Annotated in this window: 12 protein-coding genes and 1 pseudogene; 9 read left to right on the top strand and 4 right to left on the bottom strand. The window is 35.2% G+C overall.

What is annotated here, in order from left to right:
* Window positions 1–39 precede the first annotated feature (39 nt).
* A complete protein-coding gene (locus ACVWNY_RS10445) occupies window positions 40–558 on the bottom strand; it encodes a type 1 glutamine amidotransferase domain-containing protein (protein ID WP_218326276.1) in 519 nt (172 codons plus the stop codon).
* A gap of 361 nt (window positions 559–919) precedes the next feature.
* Here ACVWNY_RS10445 and ACVWNY_RS10440 point away from each other — a divergent pair, with 361 nt between their 5' ends.
* The 5 genes and pseudogenes from ACVWNY_RS10440 to truA all read left to right on the top strand — a co-directional run bounded on the left by ACVWNY_RS10440 (window position 920) and on the right by truA (window position 9,988).
* A complete protein-coding gene (locus tag ACVWNY_RS10440; RefSeq protein WP_454071330.1) occupies window positions 920–7,003 on the top strand; it encodes a SpaA isopeptide-forming pilin-related protein in 6,084 nt (2,027 codons plus the stop codon).
* A 26-nt stretch (window positions 7,004–7,029) separates the two neighbouring features.
* Window positions 7,030–7,092, top strand: coding sequence for a hypothetical protein (locus ACVWNY_RS10435; RefSeq protein WP_454071857.1), 63 nt, complete (start codon window positions 7,030–7,032; stop codon window positions 7,090–7,092).
* 233 nt (window positions 7,093–7,325) lie between these two features.
* Window positions 7,326–7,832, top strand: a complete 507-nt coding sequence (locus ACVWNY_RS10430) for a cell division protein (RefSeq protein ID WP_246601486.1) — start codon at window positions 7,326–7,328, stop codon at window positions 7,830–7,832.
* Window positions 7,829–9,173: pseudogene (locus ACVWNY_RS10425) on the top strand (glycosyltransferase family 2 protein). The gene ACVWNY_RS10430 and the pseudogene ACVWNY_RS10425 overlap by 4 nt, the downstream one beginning before the upstream one ends.
* A gap of 77 nt (window positions 9,174–9,250) precedes the next feature.
* Entirely contained in the window at window positions 9,251–9,988 is a 738-nt protein-coding gene (gene truA / locus ACVWNY_RS10420) for a tRNA pseudouridine(38-40) synthase TruA (RefSeq protein ID WP_454071329.1), read from the top strand.
* 228 nt (window positions 9,989–10,216) lie between these two features.
* Here truA and ACVWNY_RS10415 read toward each other — a convergent pair whose 3' ends face one another.
* Together ACVWNY_RS10415 and ACVWNY_RS10410 are read right to left on the bottom strand one after the other, a co-directional pair.
* Window positions 10,217–11,395 (bottom strand): toxic anion resistance protein, encoded by a 1,179-nt coding sequence (locus ACVWNY_RS10415; protein ID WP_218326269.1) that lies wholly within the window; start codon window positions 11,393–11,395, stop codon window positions 10,217–10,219.
* 68 nt (window positions 11,396–11,463) lie between these two features.
* Window positions 11,464–12,114, bottom strand: coding sequence for a 5-bromo-4-chloroindolyl phosphate hydrolysis family protein (locus ACVWNY_RS10410; protein ID WP_218326267.1), 651 nt, complete (start codon window positions 12,112–12,114; stop codon window positions 11,464–11,466).
* Between the two features lie 168 nt (window positions 12,115–12,282).
* On the opposite strand from ACVWNY_RS10410, the gene ACVWNY_RS10405 reads away from it, so the two are divergent.
* The 4 genes from ACVWNY_RS10405 to ACVWNY_RS10390 are packed head-to-tail and all read left to right on the top strand — an operon-like array spanning window position 12,283 to window position 14,437.
* Window positions 12,283–12,855, top strand: coding sequence for an NUDIX hydrolase (locus ACVWNY_RS10405; protein WP_218326266.1), 573 nt, complete (start codon window positions 12,283–12,285; stop codon window positions 12,853–12,855).
* A 2-nt stretch (window positions 12,856–12,857) separates the two neighbouring features.
* Window positions 12,858–13,139 carry a cell wall synthase accessory phosphoprotein MacP gene (gene macP / locus ACVWNY_RS10400; RefSeq protein ID WP_218326265.1) on the top strand — a complete coding sequence of 94 codons (282 nt, stop codon included), beginning with the start codon at window positions 12,858–12,860 and terminating at the stop codon, window positions 13,137–13,139.
* A 34-nt stretch (window positions 13,140–13,173) separates the two neighbouring features.
* On the top strand, window positions 13,174–13,866 hold the full coding sequence (locus ACVWNY_RS10395; RefSeq protein WP_218326264.1) for a 5'-methylthioadenosine/adenosylhomocysteine nucleosidase: 693 nt from the start codon (window positions 13,174–13,176) through the stop codon (window positions 13,864–13,866).
* A 25-nt stretch (window positions 13,867–13,891) separates the two neighbouring features.
* Entirely contained in the window at window positions 13,892–14,437 is a 546-nt protein-coding gene (locus tag ACVWNY_RS10390; protein ID WP_218326263.1) for a cysteine hydrolase family protein, read from the top strand.
* A gap of 25 nt (window positions 14,438–14,462) precedes the next feature.
* Here the strand turns inward: ACVWNY_RS10390 and ACVWNY_RS10385 are convergent, their stop codons facing one another.
* Window positions 14,463–15,134 carry an HAD family hydrolase gene (locus ACVWNY_RS10385; RefSeq protein WP_218326262.1) on the bottom strand — a complete coding sequence of 224 codons (672 nt, stop codon included), beginning with the start codon at window positions 15,132–15,134 and terminating at the stop codon, window positions 14,463–14,465.
* Window positions 15,135–15,139: the final 5 nt, after the last annotated feature.

Here is a 15,139-nt window from a genome sequence, read left to right as displayed (position 1 = left end):
TTGTGACTAAAGTGAGTAATCACTTCAATCACAACTTTTTTAGGCATTAGCTAAAACTTCTAAGATACCACGATTAAAATCAGGTAGATCATCGGGGTTTCGACTAGTGACTAAACCTCGATCAATGACTAAGGATTGATCTTTTAGGTTAGCTCCAGCATAAATTAAATCTGGCTGAACACTAGTATAAGCCGTCATAGTCCGACCTTCTGTTAATCCTGTTTGAATAAATAATTGAGGGCCATGACAAATCGCGAATAAAGGTAAGTCATTTTCTAAATAGTACGTAACAAAATCAACAAAACGTTGATCAGAACGTAATTGATCAGGTGAAAAACCACCAGGAATTAAAAGTCCCGTAAAATCGGTAGGTGCTACATCATCAATTGCTTGATCAATGATAAAAGTTGTTCCTTTTTTTCCTTCAATCTTTTTACCAGCTTCTTTTTCAATTAGAACCAATTCATAACCAGCATCTTCTAAAGCTTTTCTAGGAGAAGTTAATTCTACATCTTCCACTAAATCTGTCACTAATACGGCAATTTTATTGTTGTTCATTATCTCTCATCCTACTTTCTTTAGTCTCTTCTAACAACCTTCAGAGTAAAAGTAATTATCTAAAAACTCAAAGATTTCACTTTTGAATACTTTAGAATTGATTTGAATAAATGTTATTTTAAACTACAAAAACAGTTCTGTGAAAGCTTTTAAATATGCTCAATCAAAATAAATTATCATAGAAAAAAAAAGATTCTAAAATAAAAAAAAGATGAATAAACTTGATAAATTCAATTTTATTGTATTCAAATTCATACAATATAGACTGATATAATGCGGTTTTACAGCCAACATTTTTCATAAAAATGAAGAATTTTGATAGCATGACCCTGAAGCGATAAGACGTTTAGGAGGAATTATAATGAAACAGGGGAAAAACAAATTTATTTATTTAATGATGCTAATGACAATTATTTTATCAAATATTTTACCACTAACAGTGTTAGCTGAAGGGGAAACGACTGATGGTATCGTTCAACTAAAAGATTTTATGATTCAAAAAGCACCAACTGAGGAGATAGAAGGGGATTTAAGCCTTCAAATTTCAAATACACAGACCACTTTCAGTGAAAAAATTATTTCATTAAATGAAGGAATTAAAATAAACACAGCTGAAATTTCTGAAAAAAATCCAGGAATTGTCGTGGAAAAAAGTGGCGAACCTTCTAGTTTAACTGCTGTGGCGACAACAAACGCTTCATCAGATGAACTAAGAGAATCACCCATTCAACCAACTACGCCAACATCGATTAATCAAAATCAATTGCGTATAGTTATTCAGCCAAATGTAAAAGAGGATATTTCGTTAAAGCTAAGTTTGACGACAGACCAGACTTCGATCACAGCGACATTGGATAAACAACAACTATCAGCCAGTTTACCTGTAGTAGAAAGTTCAACTACTGAAGCGACTGATACTAAGGAAGAAACTAGTGAACCTAAAAGTTCTAGTGAAGAAACTACTCAAAGCCAATCTTCAAGTGAGGAAACAACAGAAAGTAGCACTGCTACATCTGGAAATAAACTAAAAAAGCAACAAAGAGTAACGACTTTACGAGCAGCGGCGAACATTGGTGATTTAATTGACCAATATTCACCTGGTGATCGGTTTGTTACTAATGTTGTTGCCGATATTCCTAATCCGGCTATTATTTCTCAACCTAGTAGTTTGAAAATTAATTTTGCTGTACCAGAAACGGTGCGTACCCAGTTACAGATTGGTGATTATTATGAGTTTCCATTACCAGACGGTTTAACCGTGGAAAATTTCATTGATGAACCATTAGTTGATCCTGATAATCCGAGTCTGACTTTAGGGAAATATACGATTGATCCGGTTACTAAAATGATTCGCATTACCTTGACTGATACTACTGGTGGGACAACTGGAACTTTTGAACCTTTGCAGTCTGGCGAAATTAATGTGGCAACTAAATTTGATCGTCAAGTGATTACCCAACCAGGAATAAATCAACTTATATTTCCGACAGAATACCAGTTACCGCCGATGTCAATTATGATTCAACCAGAAACGGCAACCTCGGTTTCTAAAGCGGGGAATTTTGATAAACAAATTAACCCAGAGAAAATTATTTGGTCGGTAGATGTGAATAAGGATTTGTCGACACTAACTGATCCAGTGGTCAATGAAACTTTTCCGACTGATACAACTTTTGAATCAGCTCAAGTTTTTCCAGTGCAGTTAGATTTTTCTGGCAATGTAACAAGTGTTGGCAATACAGCATTAACTGCTGATCAATATCAAATTGATAATAATGGCAATATCAAATTTAATGGCATGATTAATCAAGCTTATCGAATTGTTTATCAGACAAAAATTAATGATGAAGCGAAACCGGCTAACGGCGGTAATGCGACTTTTACCAATAACGTAACTTTTAATAATTTACCCGCTAGTGCGTCAGTAACGGCAAGCTATGGCAAGTTAATTGAAAAAGTTCAATCAAATTATTCTGCTAGTAATCAGCAATATTCATGGACTATTCGCTACAATTATGGGCAAAAACAAATTGCCAATGGTGCTACTGTGACAGATAATTTTTCTAACAATATGGATGTGACCGCAGATGATGTCAAACTTTATTATATGATTGCTAACCCAAATGGACAGTTTTCTAGAGGTCAACTGGTCCCAGATAATACCTACGAAGTAAATGTTACATCAGGAAGTCCCACCAATAAATTGACTGTAACTTTTAATGATCAAATCATGCAAAATCAAGCGATTGACATCGTTTATACTTCAAAAGTGAATGGGATTGTATCTGATGACAGTCAACCGAAAATTACCAACACGGCTGAAACAAATGGGCTAACGACTACACCAAATATTTCACAACCAGTTCAACAAGCAGTTATAAAAAATGCACCTTCAGTTGAAGTCGGGTCAAAAATTGCTAATTGGTCGGTAGATATTAACCGCAATCGCTATCAAATAAAAAATGCCACCTTTACTGACACGTTGACTCAATCAGAAAAAGGATATGTTTCATTTCCTCAATATCAAGTTGATGGAGAAAGTATTGCTGGTGTGGAAATCGTAGATAATCAGACTGGAGAAACATTAAACAGTCAAGTTTTGTTGAATGGACAGTATATTTTTGGTGATGATGATCCAGATTTTGAAGTAAATATTGTTACTGGACAAGATCAGTATAGTGATACGTATCAATATTTTACTGTGAAATTTTTGAATAAGTATCTTACAACCGATCATTCCTTCAGTATGAAATATCAAACTTATTATAATCAGTTTTCCAGTAGTAATCCGCCTACGCCACAAAGATTGAATTACAATAATGAAATTGAAATGAAGTGGACGGACCAAAACAATAATGATCATGAAGCAAAATCAAACAACGGTTTTGAAACCACTACCGAAGAAGCCAATCAAGGAGAAAAATCTGGTAGCTACAATCCAGTTACCAAAGAAATTACTTGGACCATTGTGGCAAATTATAATAATCAACTAGTTAATCAATTTGATTTCAATGATCCGATTACTGGTAATCAAGTTTATCTGAAAGATTCTTTAACAATCACTAGAGGGATCATCGATAATAATACAGGCCGCTTTGAAGCCACTGACGATTCGCTTTTTGCTGGGGAACAAAAAAATAGTTCTTATATTACTTCATCGGAACCAACAGAAAATAATAATCAATTAGCTATCTCAATCGGGAACAATCAAACAAGTATTCCTGGTGGTAGCAATTACGATACGCCAAAGGTTTTTCAGATTCAATTTAAAACTAGCTTGAAGAATCAGATTATTCAAGATCAAAGCAGTTACAAAAATACTGCGGATATTACAATAAATGGGCTTACCGAAAGTTTGCCAGCTTCAGTTTCAATTGAGTACAGCAATGAAATCGTTAATAAGTCGGTTAATTACAATGCCTCAACCAATACGATTAATTGGGGTTTGTGGTTAAATCGCAATCAATCTTTATTGGTGGAACCAACGATTACTGACATGCCTTCTAATAATCAAACAATTGACCCAGCTTCAATTAATATTTATCAAGGTACAGTGACGGAAAATGGCAATGTCAATCAAACCAGTCAAACTTTGAGACAAGGAACAGATTACACCTTAAATATCACTACCGATAATGTTTCTGGACAGCAAAAAATGGTTATTGCCTTTTCAAAAGATTATTTGGAAGAAGGACAATCTCAAACAGGTTTTATAGAAAAACCTTATTATATTTCATATCGTTCAAGTCCTAACTTTACAACTGCGCGGGAACAGGTTAGTAATATGGTGAATGTGACTACCAAAGAAGGTGTCATTCCTCATCCAGATACCCAACAATCGCAAACCATCCAGATTACCAATACAAGCGGTACAGCAATTGGTGAAAAAGGTTCGGTAACTGTTCAAAAAAATAATGACGAGGGGGCTGTTTTGGCTGGCGCCAAATTAACTTTGACTCGTGTATTTAATAATGAAACGATTCCTGAGCAAAAATTATACGAAGTTACGACTGATCAACAAGGTCAAGCAACTTTCGGTAATTTAGTTTATACCAACACCGACTCAGTAAATGGCTTTCGCTATATATTAAAGGAAACGCAAGCACCAGATGGGTATACGATTAGTGATGAATTAATGCAGGGAGTTGAATTAAGAGTTGATCGAAACTCCTCGCAAGAAAATGAGATTGAAAAGATTATTAATCAGCCTGTTTCACTGACTTTTAATAAAGAAGATGCAAGTGGACAAAAAATTTCAGGGGGATTGTTTGCTTTAGAAAAGGAAAATGAGCAGGGCATTTTTGCAGCCTATGGGAGACCGTTTGCAGCTGAAGAAAATGGGAAAAAGTTAACTGGTTTAACTGATGGCAATTATCGTCTATTTGAGATATCCTCACCAACAGATGCAGCAGGGAACTTACAATATTTATTAAATCAAAAACGATTACCTTTTAGTGTGAATATGAATGATACTGGTCAACGTCAAGTAATTGTTGATGGTGCTCCAGTGACTTCTTTAACACTGACGAATTATCGAGGAAGTGCTCGACTTTATAAAACAAATGAAGCCAAGGAGCCAATTGCAAATGCAACATTTTCAGTAGAATGGGCACCGTTAGATACAAATGATTTTAGTGAATATCAGCCGACAACTAACTTTGTAACGGATGAAGCAGGGGTGCTTAACCTAACTGATTTACCACCTGGAAAATATCAAGTGAGAGAAAGCGCTGCTCCGACAGGTTACTATTTCAACAATCAAATCTTTAGTTTTGCAATTCAAGGCGATGCTAGCGACCAAGCACCTGCACCAGTAGAATTAAATACTGCTGAAGATCCTTTAATAGATTATTTAGGTAACGCACGTTTTACTAAAATTGACGGCAGTTTATTTGCTGAAACTGGTGAACAAAAAATATTAGCTGGCGCCAGTTTCCAACTTTATAGTGAAGATGGTGAAACGCCAATCGGTACGCCGGTTACTTCAGGTGAGGACGGTTATTTCACCTTTGAAAACTTAACTGCTGGGACAACGTATCAGTTCAAAGAAATTAGTGCGACAACTGGCTATCTCTTAAATCAAGAGGTGGTTCGGTTTACAATGCCAGTATCAACAGAGGGTTCACCAGTTTATGTTAGCAACCCGACAGAAAAAATTGTTTATAATGAAGTGACACCATTTAAAAATTATCAAGGTAGCGCCCAAATCCAAAAATACAGTGAGGTGGACGGTCAAGACGTTGGTTTGGCTGGAGCAGTTTTTGCTGTTGTTAATGCAGCGGGTGAAGTGGTAGCGGAAAATATTGTCAGCCAAGCAGACGGTATCGCCACAGCTACTGGTTTAGCACCAGGAACTTACCAATTTAAAGAAACCAAAGCACCAGATGGTTTTATTTTAAATCAAAATTTGTCAGAAAAATTTACGATTGAGGATGCGACAGTAGGTCAACCAGATATCATTCAAGTAGGTAGATTTATCAATTTTAAAGGAACTATTGAGCTAGAAAAAGTGAATGACTCTGATCAGCCTTTAGCTCAGGCGCAATTTAAATTGTGGAAGATAGCTGGTAGTAATAAAACCGAGGTCCAACAAGTAGTCTCTGATTCACAAGGAAAAATAAATATTACTGGTTTGGCACCAGGTGATTATCAATTGCAGGAAATAAAAGCACCTGATGGTTATATCGTTAATGATAAGACTGTGAACTTTACAATCGACTCGTCAGCAGTGGAGCAAAAAGTTCAAAAGTTAGGCAAATTTATTAATTATCAACAATCAGTTAAATTCGTTAAAGAAAATGCGAAAGGTAATCCTTTGGCTGGTGCAGAATTTGTATTACTGGATCAAGCAGGAAATATGCTTGATGGAACAACTAAATGGCGCTCTGATAAAAATGGTGAGGTAACAATCGATCATTTAGCACCAGGCGATTATCAGTTAAAAGAAGTCAAAGCACCAACCGGTTACTTGTTAGATACACAAATAAAAAACTTTACGATTGCTAATAACCAGTCAGGAAAACCAGAAACGAAAAGTTTGCCTGTCTGGAAAAATTATCAAGGGTCAATTCAACTAACGAAGGTTAACCCAAAAGGTGAAAAATTAGCTGGCGCGACTTTCCAATTATTGGATGATAATAAAAAGGTAATCAAAGATAATCTAACTACTAATCGTGAAGGTCAGCTGGATCTGGCAGATATGGCACCAGGCAGTTACTTCTTTAAAGAAGTGACCGCTCCCGAAGGTTATCAAAAATCAAAAGATTTATATCCGGTAGTCATTGAAAAAGAAGCGGCTGGTGAACCTGAAAAAGTACTGTTAACGGTAAGCAATCAACCAATCTCAACGCCACCAAATCATTCAAATCAACCCAATAATCTAATCATCCAAAAAATACTAGGTTTGGATCTAATAATATCCGCTATCCCCAAACCAATGATCTGAATTCACCAATTCTTTGGATCAGCGGGATGTTACTGGTAATTTTGGCTGGTGGAGTTTATTGGTATCGTAGAAAAAATAATGAATCTTGAAGAATTTAAGCCATAATTTTTCCTAAAGCAGAAAAAAGCTGCTTTAGGTTTTTTTAAATTTTAAATTAGAAAAGGGTTTATTAAGATCATTTTAAAATAATTAAATAATTAATAATAACTATTCTTAAGCAATTTATTGAAAATGAAAATAAGTTTGAAAATCAGTGTATATTATTTCTTATTTCAGAAAAAAAAGAATAGAATGATCTCAGTCAGAAATGGAGTGAAGAATTATGAAGAAAAATACCCGTGAAGATGTTGCCTCTTTCTTAGTAAAAGATAAATTTTTCGAGAAAGGGCATCTCGGTTTGAAAATTTTTCAAACGGTGATTGGATCGATCGGCTGGCTAGGTGTATTTTTACCATTTGTTTGGATTTTTACACCAATACTTTTCCCCAAGTTAAATATTAGCCAATACTTCCACAGTTACTCAGAAGAAATTCGTTCGTTGATGTTTTTAGTTTTATTTTTAGCAGTCGCCTTTTTAATCATTTTAGTAACCTATGTTGCCTTAACTTTATGGAACAATCACCGTTTTGGTGGATTGTTACGCAAGGAAAATACTTTTGATGAAGAACGCTTAAATAAGCGTCGTAACTTATTAAATAATTGCTACACTGATCGTTTTGGTGATAAAGATTTTCGTCACACGGTAAAATATTATGCAGTTAAAGAAGAACAAAATTTGGATACACATTTTATCTCGGACTTGTTTAAAGAAAATGGGGTGGGCTTATGAACGTGATGTTTCATACAGGAAATATGGTAGTCGATGTAGTTTTGACCTTACTATTTTTAATTTTATTGACTTATCCAATTTTAGGCGGATTCTCTTGGTTTATCGGTGTCTTTTGTTATCGATTTATTTTCAAGTATCGACAAAAGGATTTAGGGGATATTCCGATTGAAATTGAACCGTTTGTCACCATCATGGTACCGGCTCACAATGAAGAAATTGTGATTGAAAATACCATTAATTATTTGATGAATGAGTTGAATTACCGGAATTATGAAGTATTGGTGACGGATGATGGGTCAACAGATGATACTCCTAATATTTTGGCCCGATTAATGGAACAATATGATAATTTACGGGTGATTAGGATTGAAAAAAATAAAGGCAAAGCTCATGCTTTTGATATCGGTGTTGGTTTTGCGAAAGGTGAACTGATTCTAAGTAATGATGCTGATACGGTACCGGAACCAGACGCACTAAATCAATATATCAATTATTTTTTACGAGAAGATAGTACCAATATTGCTGCTGTTACAGCAAATATGGATGTTCAAAATCGTAGTCGATTGATAACCAAATCGCAAACCGTAGAATTTTCTAGTATCGTCGGTATCATTAAACGAACTCAAAAAGGTGTTTTTGGTGGTCTGTATGCTTATAGTGGTGCCAATACAATGTATCGCAAAGATGCGTTAGTTGATGTTGGGTTGTTCCGTCAAGATCGTGCAACCGAAGATATTAGTATCGCTTGGGATCATCAAATGGATGGCTGGTTGTCTTTATTTGCACCTGGAATCATGTTCTTTTATGGAAGTTCCAGAAACTTTACGGATGCTATATCGTCAACGTCAACGCTGGGCAAAAGGCGGGACAGAAGTCTGGCTAACAAATTTCAAAAAAGTATTGTTACATCCTTTTAAAAATATTGGTCGTACCATTATGTATGTTGATCAAACTTTAAGTATTCTATGGTCATTTTGTTTCTGGTTGTTTACTTTTTGGTTTGTCGGATTATTTTTCTACTTTTTAAGCCAAGGCAATTATGAAAGAATTTATCATATGTTTACGATGGCTTTTGTGTTTGTCGTTTTTGAGATGATTTCAGGTTTCTTCCAATTATTTGCGGCACTTTTAGCAGATGATCATGGTCGGAAGATGAAATATATATTCTTTGCACCTTTATATATGTTGTTTTATTGGATGATGAATGCCGTGACGATTGTGACAACCTTTATCCCAGCTGTTAAAACAATTCTTGGTTTTGGTTCCGGTACTTGGAAAAGTCCTGATCGTAGACGAGATGAGAAAAAAATTCAAGAAGAACTATCTAAAGATATTATGTAAAAGTTGAAACTACGCCTTTATTAGACGTGGTTTTTTTATATGGTAAAATGAAGGCAAATGAGTTTGAGGAGCACACAATGAAAAATATAAAATTAACGATTGAGTACGATGGACGACGCTACCTTGGTTGGCAGCGATTGGGAAATTCAGAAAAAACAATTCAAGGGAAAATTGAGAAGGTCCTCCAACAAATGACTGGTGAGGAAATTGAAATCATTGGTTCCGGTCGAACTGACGCAGGCACCCATGCTCGCGGGCAAATTGCCAATTTCAAGACCCAGTCAGAATTGACCCCACCAGAGATGATTGATTTTTTAAATCGTTATTTGCCAGGTGATATTGTAGTTAAAGCAGCAATAGAAATGCCCGATAGATTCCACGCCCGCTACAATGCCAAAGGAAAAAAATATACGTATTATATTTGGAATGCCAAGATTCCATCAGCATTTGAACGGTATCGTAGTTTTTATTTTCCTCAAGAATTAGATTTGGAAAAAATTAATCAAGCTTGTCAAAAGTTAATTGGGACCCATGATTTTATTGGTTTTTCCGCACTAAAGAAAACCAAAAAATCAACTATTCGGACAATTGAGGATATTTCAATTGAACAAAACGGACATTTAGTAGCCTTTACTTTTGTTGGGAATGGTTTTTTGCATAAGATGGTGCGCATCTTGATGGGCACGATTTTAGAGATTGGGACTGGGAAATTACCATTAGAAACAATTGATGAAGTATTAGATCACAAAATAAGAGAGGCCGCTGGTGAAACTGCACCAGCACAAGGTTTGTTTTTGGATGATGTATATTATTAAATCGTTCACGGAGTAAGTTTTTTCAATCAATGGAAAAACTTAACTTTTTTTGAAAACGGATACAAGGAATGTAATGGAGAAATTTATGGATGATACAAGAAAAGTATTGAAAAAATTTAAAAGACCGATTGGCGTATTTCTTGGTTTGGGAATCGTTGTTTCATTTTTGTCGGCTTTGATGGTACAAAAAAAGAGAATTTTGAGTTTGATCTCAAAATTCTCTTATTATTATTCTTGTGAAGTCAATTCCATCAATTTAGTTTTCAATTCATTTTCCATATGACCGATTTCTAGTTCGGCTGCTTGGCGACGTTCTTTACCTTCTTTTTGAATACGTAAGGTTTCTTGCAAGGTTTCGATTAAATCATTTTGAGTCTGTTGCAAGGTTTCTAAATCAACAATGCCACGTTCATTTTCTTTGGCAGTTTCAATAGTAGAAATTTTCAACATTTCAGCATTTTTCTTCAACAAGTCATTAGTAGTTTCCGAAACTTGTCGTTGTGCTGTAGAAGCATCTTTTTGACGTAATAAGGTCAAAGCAATCGCTACTTGGTTTTTCCATAAAGGAATTGCTGTGTTGATTGAACTTTGGATTTTTTCGGCTAATGCTTGGTTGGTATTTTGAATTAAACGAATTTGCGGTGCTTGTTGAATCGTAATTTGACGAGCTAGTTTTAAATCATATGTTCGTTTGTCTAGTCGGTCTAAAAATTGAGAATAATCATTTACGATTTGGACATCCATTTGATCGCCAGTTGTCCGTGCCTTTTCAGTTGCTTCAGGAATGGTTACTTTTTGTAATTCTTCAATTTTTAATTCTGCGGCAGCAATATAAATATTTAACGCGTCAAAATAGTCTTTGTTTTTATTGTAGAGTTGTTCCAACATTTGATTGTCTTTTAATAAGCCGTCTTTTTCCATCGTTAGTTTGGCAGCAATTTTATCAATTTGGGCACCAATTTTTTGATATTTAGTGGTGATTTCATAAATCGATTGTTTTACTTTACCGAAAACTCTTTGGAAAAGATTGCCCTCACCAGCTCTTAATTCATCAGGATTGGCTTCTTGTAGACGGTACATTAATTGATTTAATGAATCGCCGATCGGTCCAATGTCTTGAGCAGAGACAGTAGTCAGCATAGATTGCGAGAATTCACTTAATTTTGTTTGGGCAGTAGCACCATAGGCAATTACCGCCTGTGAGTCATTGACATCAATTTTTTTTGAAAGCTCTTGGGCTTGCTTTTGACGTTCCTCCGGTAATTTATCAAATAATCGCGGCGCTTGCTCCTGCGCTTGTAAATGTGAAATTTCATCTTTTTGAATAGGGGTTAAAGCATTGCTATCAAAAGGATTCGCAAGTAAATCATCAAGTGTCGTATCGACAGTTTTATTTTCTGGTTCCAACAAAATTCCTCCTTTAACTTTTAAAAAAAGTCGTCTCCAATGGTGTCCATTTGAAACGACTATCCCACTTATTTAGTTTGAAAATCTGGATCGTTTTCGATATGTTCTTTCGCTAAATTCATATCAGCATCTAAATCTTCTAAATCATTTGAAACGAAATGTTGATAATCCTTCACGATCAAAGCAGCCATTTGATCAATAATCCGACTACTTTCTTCTAGTTTACCATAGACTTCTTTTGATTTGACCTGGTGTTCATTAATTTCAACAAAATGGTTGGTTAAGTCAACTAAGTTTGGCAAGTGTGTGTAAAGAAATTGACTGGCTTCAGGTAGACGAGTAGGTTCTTTGGTCAATTCTTTAAATAAAGCCTTACTAGTTTTCAAACAATCATGTCTTAAATCAATTGCTTTTAGTTTAGCATTATTGGCAATATTTTTTTGCAATTGTAAAATTTGCTTTTTGGAACTGTTCATTGTATCCCTAAACAAATTGATTTCACTTTCTGACATACCTAGATCTTTATAATAGGTTTCTTTTTCTTTCGTCAAGAAAGGTGTTTCTTCCGTTTTTTTCTTCTTCCTACTAAAAATACCACGGTAAATCAAATAGCCGCCTCCGATTAATAAGATATATGGGATTAAGCCATCTATGCCATCTTCCATAAAGGCCAGAAGTCCAACGACAACTGCAATAATCGGGAGAATTTTTTTTATCATAATGGGGCCTCCTAACACTATTTTAAAGTGTGTTCATTTCTATGAGCTAATCATAGCACGAAAGTCTTTAGAAATAGTATCGGGCTAAAGATGGATTTTTAAGATTTAGAAAAAACATAATAATTTTCTGTGATACAATAGGAAAAACATCAGTAGAAGAGGTGCAATATGTTAGATTTTCAAGATTTTGAAGAAAAAACCATCGAACGAAAAGAAATTTTCAAAGGACAGATTATCGATGTTTATGTAGATCAAGTTGCTTTACCGACAGGTGGCACGGCAACAAGAGAATTAGTTTTTCACAATGGCGCAGTAGGAGTCATTCCAATTACCACTGAAAATAAAATTATTTTAGTTAAACAATTTCGTAAACCATTGGAAAAAGTTATTTTAGAAATTCCGGCTGGTAAAATTGAAAAAGGTGAAAATCAAGATCCTTTAGCAGCTGCTAAAAGAGAGTTAGAAGAAGAGACAACTTATCAAGCAGATAATCTGAGTTACATCAACTATATGTATGTCTCACCAGGTTTTTCTAATGAAAAGATTTACCTGTATGAAGCAACTGGTTTAACCAAGGTCGAGCATCCCTTACCGCAAGATGAGGATGAAGTGCTAGAATTATATCAGTTGACTTTAGACGAAGCCAAACAAGCAATCAAGGATGAATTAATTTGTGATGCTAAGACGATCTTTGCTGTGAGTTATTTTGAATTATTGTTGTTGAAAAAAGGAGAGATTTAATTATGAGTCGTTCCCCTTTAGTAACCCGTAGTGAAATCAGGCGACGTAAGGAAGCACAAGAGCGGCTAGCAGAAGAACAGGCGGAAGCCAAAGCTGAACTTGAAAAAAAAGAGCGAGAAATTGCGAATGTCTATCGCAAAGAGCTAAAAAAAAATAAACCTTTAGTAAAAAGTCGCAGTAATGAAAGGCAAAAAGAAAAAAAGCGCAGTACTTTTTTGAACAAAGCAATTTTTATTGTTGCATTACTATTAATCATTGTTATTTTGGCAGTATTATTTATTTAAAAGAGTATCTTATTTAACAGGAGGAATTTTAGTTATGAAAATCGGTATTATCGGTGCAATGGAAGAAGAAATTAAAACGTTACGGGACAACTTAGACCACCCATTATCTTGGGAACAAAATGGTGCTTTATTTATTTCAGGCGCGATGGGCAATCATGAAGTAATTGTTGTTCGTTCAGGGATTGGTAAAGTCTTAGCCTCAATTACAACTTCCGTTTTGATTCAACAATATAAAGTCAACATGGTGATTAATACTGGAACAGCTGGCGGGATTGGCGGCGGTGTTAAAATTGGTGATTTGGTGGTTGCGGATAAAGTAGCTTATTTTGATGTGGATGCAACAACTTTTGGTTATAAAATCGGTCAAGTACCTGGAATGCCGTTATATTTTAACAGCTCTACTTATTTAAAAACCGAAATGTTGGCAGCAGCAGAAAAAATGAATCAACCTGCTCATGTAGGATTAATTGTATCAGGAGATACTTTTGTTTCTAGTGTTGCAAAAATCAATGAAATTAAACATAATTTTCCAGATGCTGTGGCAAATGAAATGGAAGGCGCAGCAGTCGGACATACAGCTTCTCAATACGGTATTCCATTTTTAATTGTCAGAGCAATTAGTGATACGGCTGATGAAGAAGCAACGGAAACCCATGAAGAATTTGTTGCCCGGACAGGCGCTGCTTCAGCAGAATTAGTGATGACTTTTGTAAAAAATTTAAAATAAATATTTTAATCTAGGAGGCAGTAATATGCGGGCTTTACTATCGATTGATTACACTAATGATTTTGTAGCAACTGATGGAAAATTAACAACCGGTGAAGCGGGACAAGCGATTGAAAAAGATTTAGTAGCTATCACTAAAGAATACTTCAATCAAGCTGATTTTGTTGTTTTTGCGATTGATGGTCACGACCCTAGTGATCAATATCATCCAGAAAATAAATTGTTTCCAGCACATAATGTCATTGGTACCGAAGGAAGAGACTTATACGGTTCACTTGCTGATTTTTATCAAGAAAATAAAGCAGAGAAAAATGTATATTGGATTGACAAACGTCACTATTCGGCTTTTTCTGGGACTGATTTAGATATTCGTTTACGAGAACGAGGGATTACTGAATTGTGTTTAACGGGTGTGTGTACGGATATTTGTGTGTTGCATACGGCTGTAGATGCCTATAATTTAGGTTATCAGTTAGTGATTCCTGAAAAAGCGGTAGCCAGTTTTGATGCTACTGGTCATACTTGGGCGCTTAGTCATTTTAAAAATACTTTAGGGGCAAAAATAATTTAAGTCAGCGAGATTCTCGCTGACTTTTTTAGATATATTTTTCAACGAATCCGTCAAAATCTTCAATAATGCCATCAATTCTAAGCTGTTCTTTGGCAAATTGTTCACGATTTTTCCCTAATGGATCAATCGCAATAATTTTGCCGATCTTTGCATTTTCAGCAGATTGGATACCAGAATAAGAATCTTCAATAACAATGGCATCAGCTGGCGAAACCCCAATTTTTTCAGCGGCGATTAAAAAGATATCTGGTGCCGGCTTGCCAGGGAATGTTCCATTATCAACCACAACTTTTTCTGGATCAAACCAACAATTTAAATCAAACAAATCAAAATAAAAATCCATATTGCGTCTTCGTGAGGCAGAAGCGATAGTCATAGGGATTTTTTGTTCTTTTAAAGCATCTAAAGTAGCAACCATTCCTTGAGTCATCTGTTGATGGTCGGGACTATCTCTTACCATTTGGCGATAGATTGCTTCTTTTTCATCAGATAATTTCTCAATTTCTTGATCCGTCAGTTGATCACTTAAAAAATGACGTAAGACAACGGGATTTATTTTTCCGTGAAGGTTTTTTAAAATATCTTCTTCAGTTAGTTGTCGGTCACTGTATTTTTTTAGCATTGTAATCCAAGCTGCTTCGTGAAGATCAGAATCTTGAAACATGGTACCGTTAAAATCAAAAATAATTCCGGTCATTAAAC

The organism is Enterococcus sp. JNUCC 77 (genome assembly GCF_054819945.1).
This window is presented reverse-complemented; position numbering and strand designations above follow the sequence as displayed.

What these genes read in the sequence shown, in the direction of transcription:
- truA (WP_454071329.1), top strand. Translation starts at nt 9,251, where the DNA reads ATGAAAAATATAAAATTAACGATTGAGTACGATGGACGACGCTACCTT.
- ACVWNY_RS10430 (WP_246601486.1), top strand. Translation starts at nt 7,326, where the DNA reads ATGAAGAAAAATACCCGTGAAGATGTTGCCTCTTTCTTAGTAAAAGAT.
- ACVWNY_RS10445 (WP_218326276.1), bottom strand. Translation starts at nt 558, where the DNA reads ATGAACAACAATAAAATTGCCGTATTAGTGACAGATTTAGTGGAAGAT.
- macP (WP_218326265.1), top strand. Translation starts at nt 12,858, where the DNA reads ATGAGTCGTTCCCCTTTAGTAACCCGTAGTGAAATCAGGCGACGTAAG.
- ACVWNY_RS10385 (WP_218326262.1), bottom strand. Translation starts at nt 15,134, where the DNA reads ATGACCGGAATTATTTTTGATTTTAACGGTACCATGTTTCAAGATTCT.
- ACVWNY_RS10405 (WP_218326266.1), top strand. Translation starts at nt 12,283, where the DNA reads ATGTTAGATTTTCAAGATTTTGAAGAAAAAACCATCGAACGAAAAGAA.
- ACVWNY_RS10410 (WP_218326267.1), bottom strand. Translation starts at nt 12,114, where the DNA reads ATGATAAAAAAAATTCTCCCGATTATTGCAGTTGTCGTTGGACTTCTG.
- ACVWNY_RS10390 (WP_218326263.1), top strand. Translation starts at nt 13,892, where the DNA reads ATGCGGGCTTTACTATCGATTGATTACACTAATGATTTTGTAGCAACT.
- ACVWNY_RS10395 (WP_218326264.1), top strand. Translation starts at nt 13,174, where the DNA reads ATGAAAATCGGTATTATCGGTGCAATGGAAGAAGAAATTAAAACGTTA.
- ACVWNY_RS10440 (WP_454071330.1), top strand. Translation starts at nt 920, where the DNA reads ATGAAACAGGGGAAAAACAAATTTATTTATTTAATGATGCTAATGACA.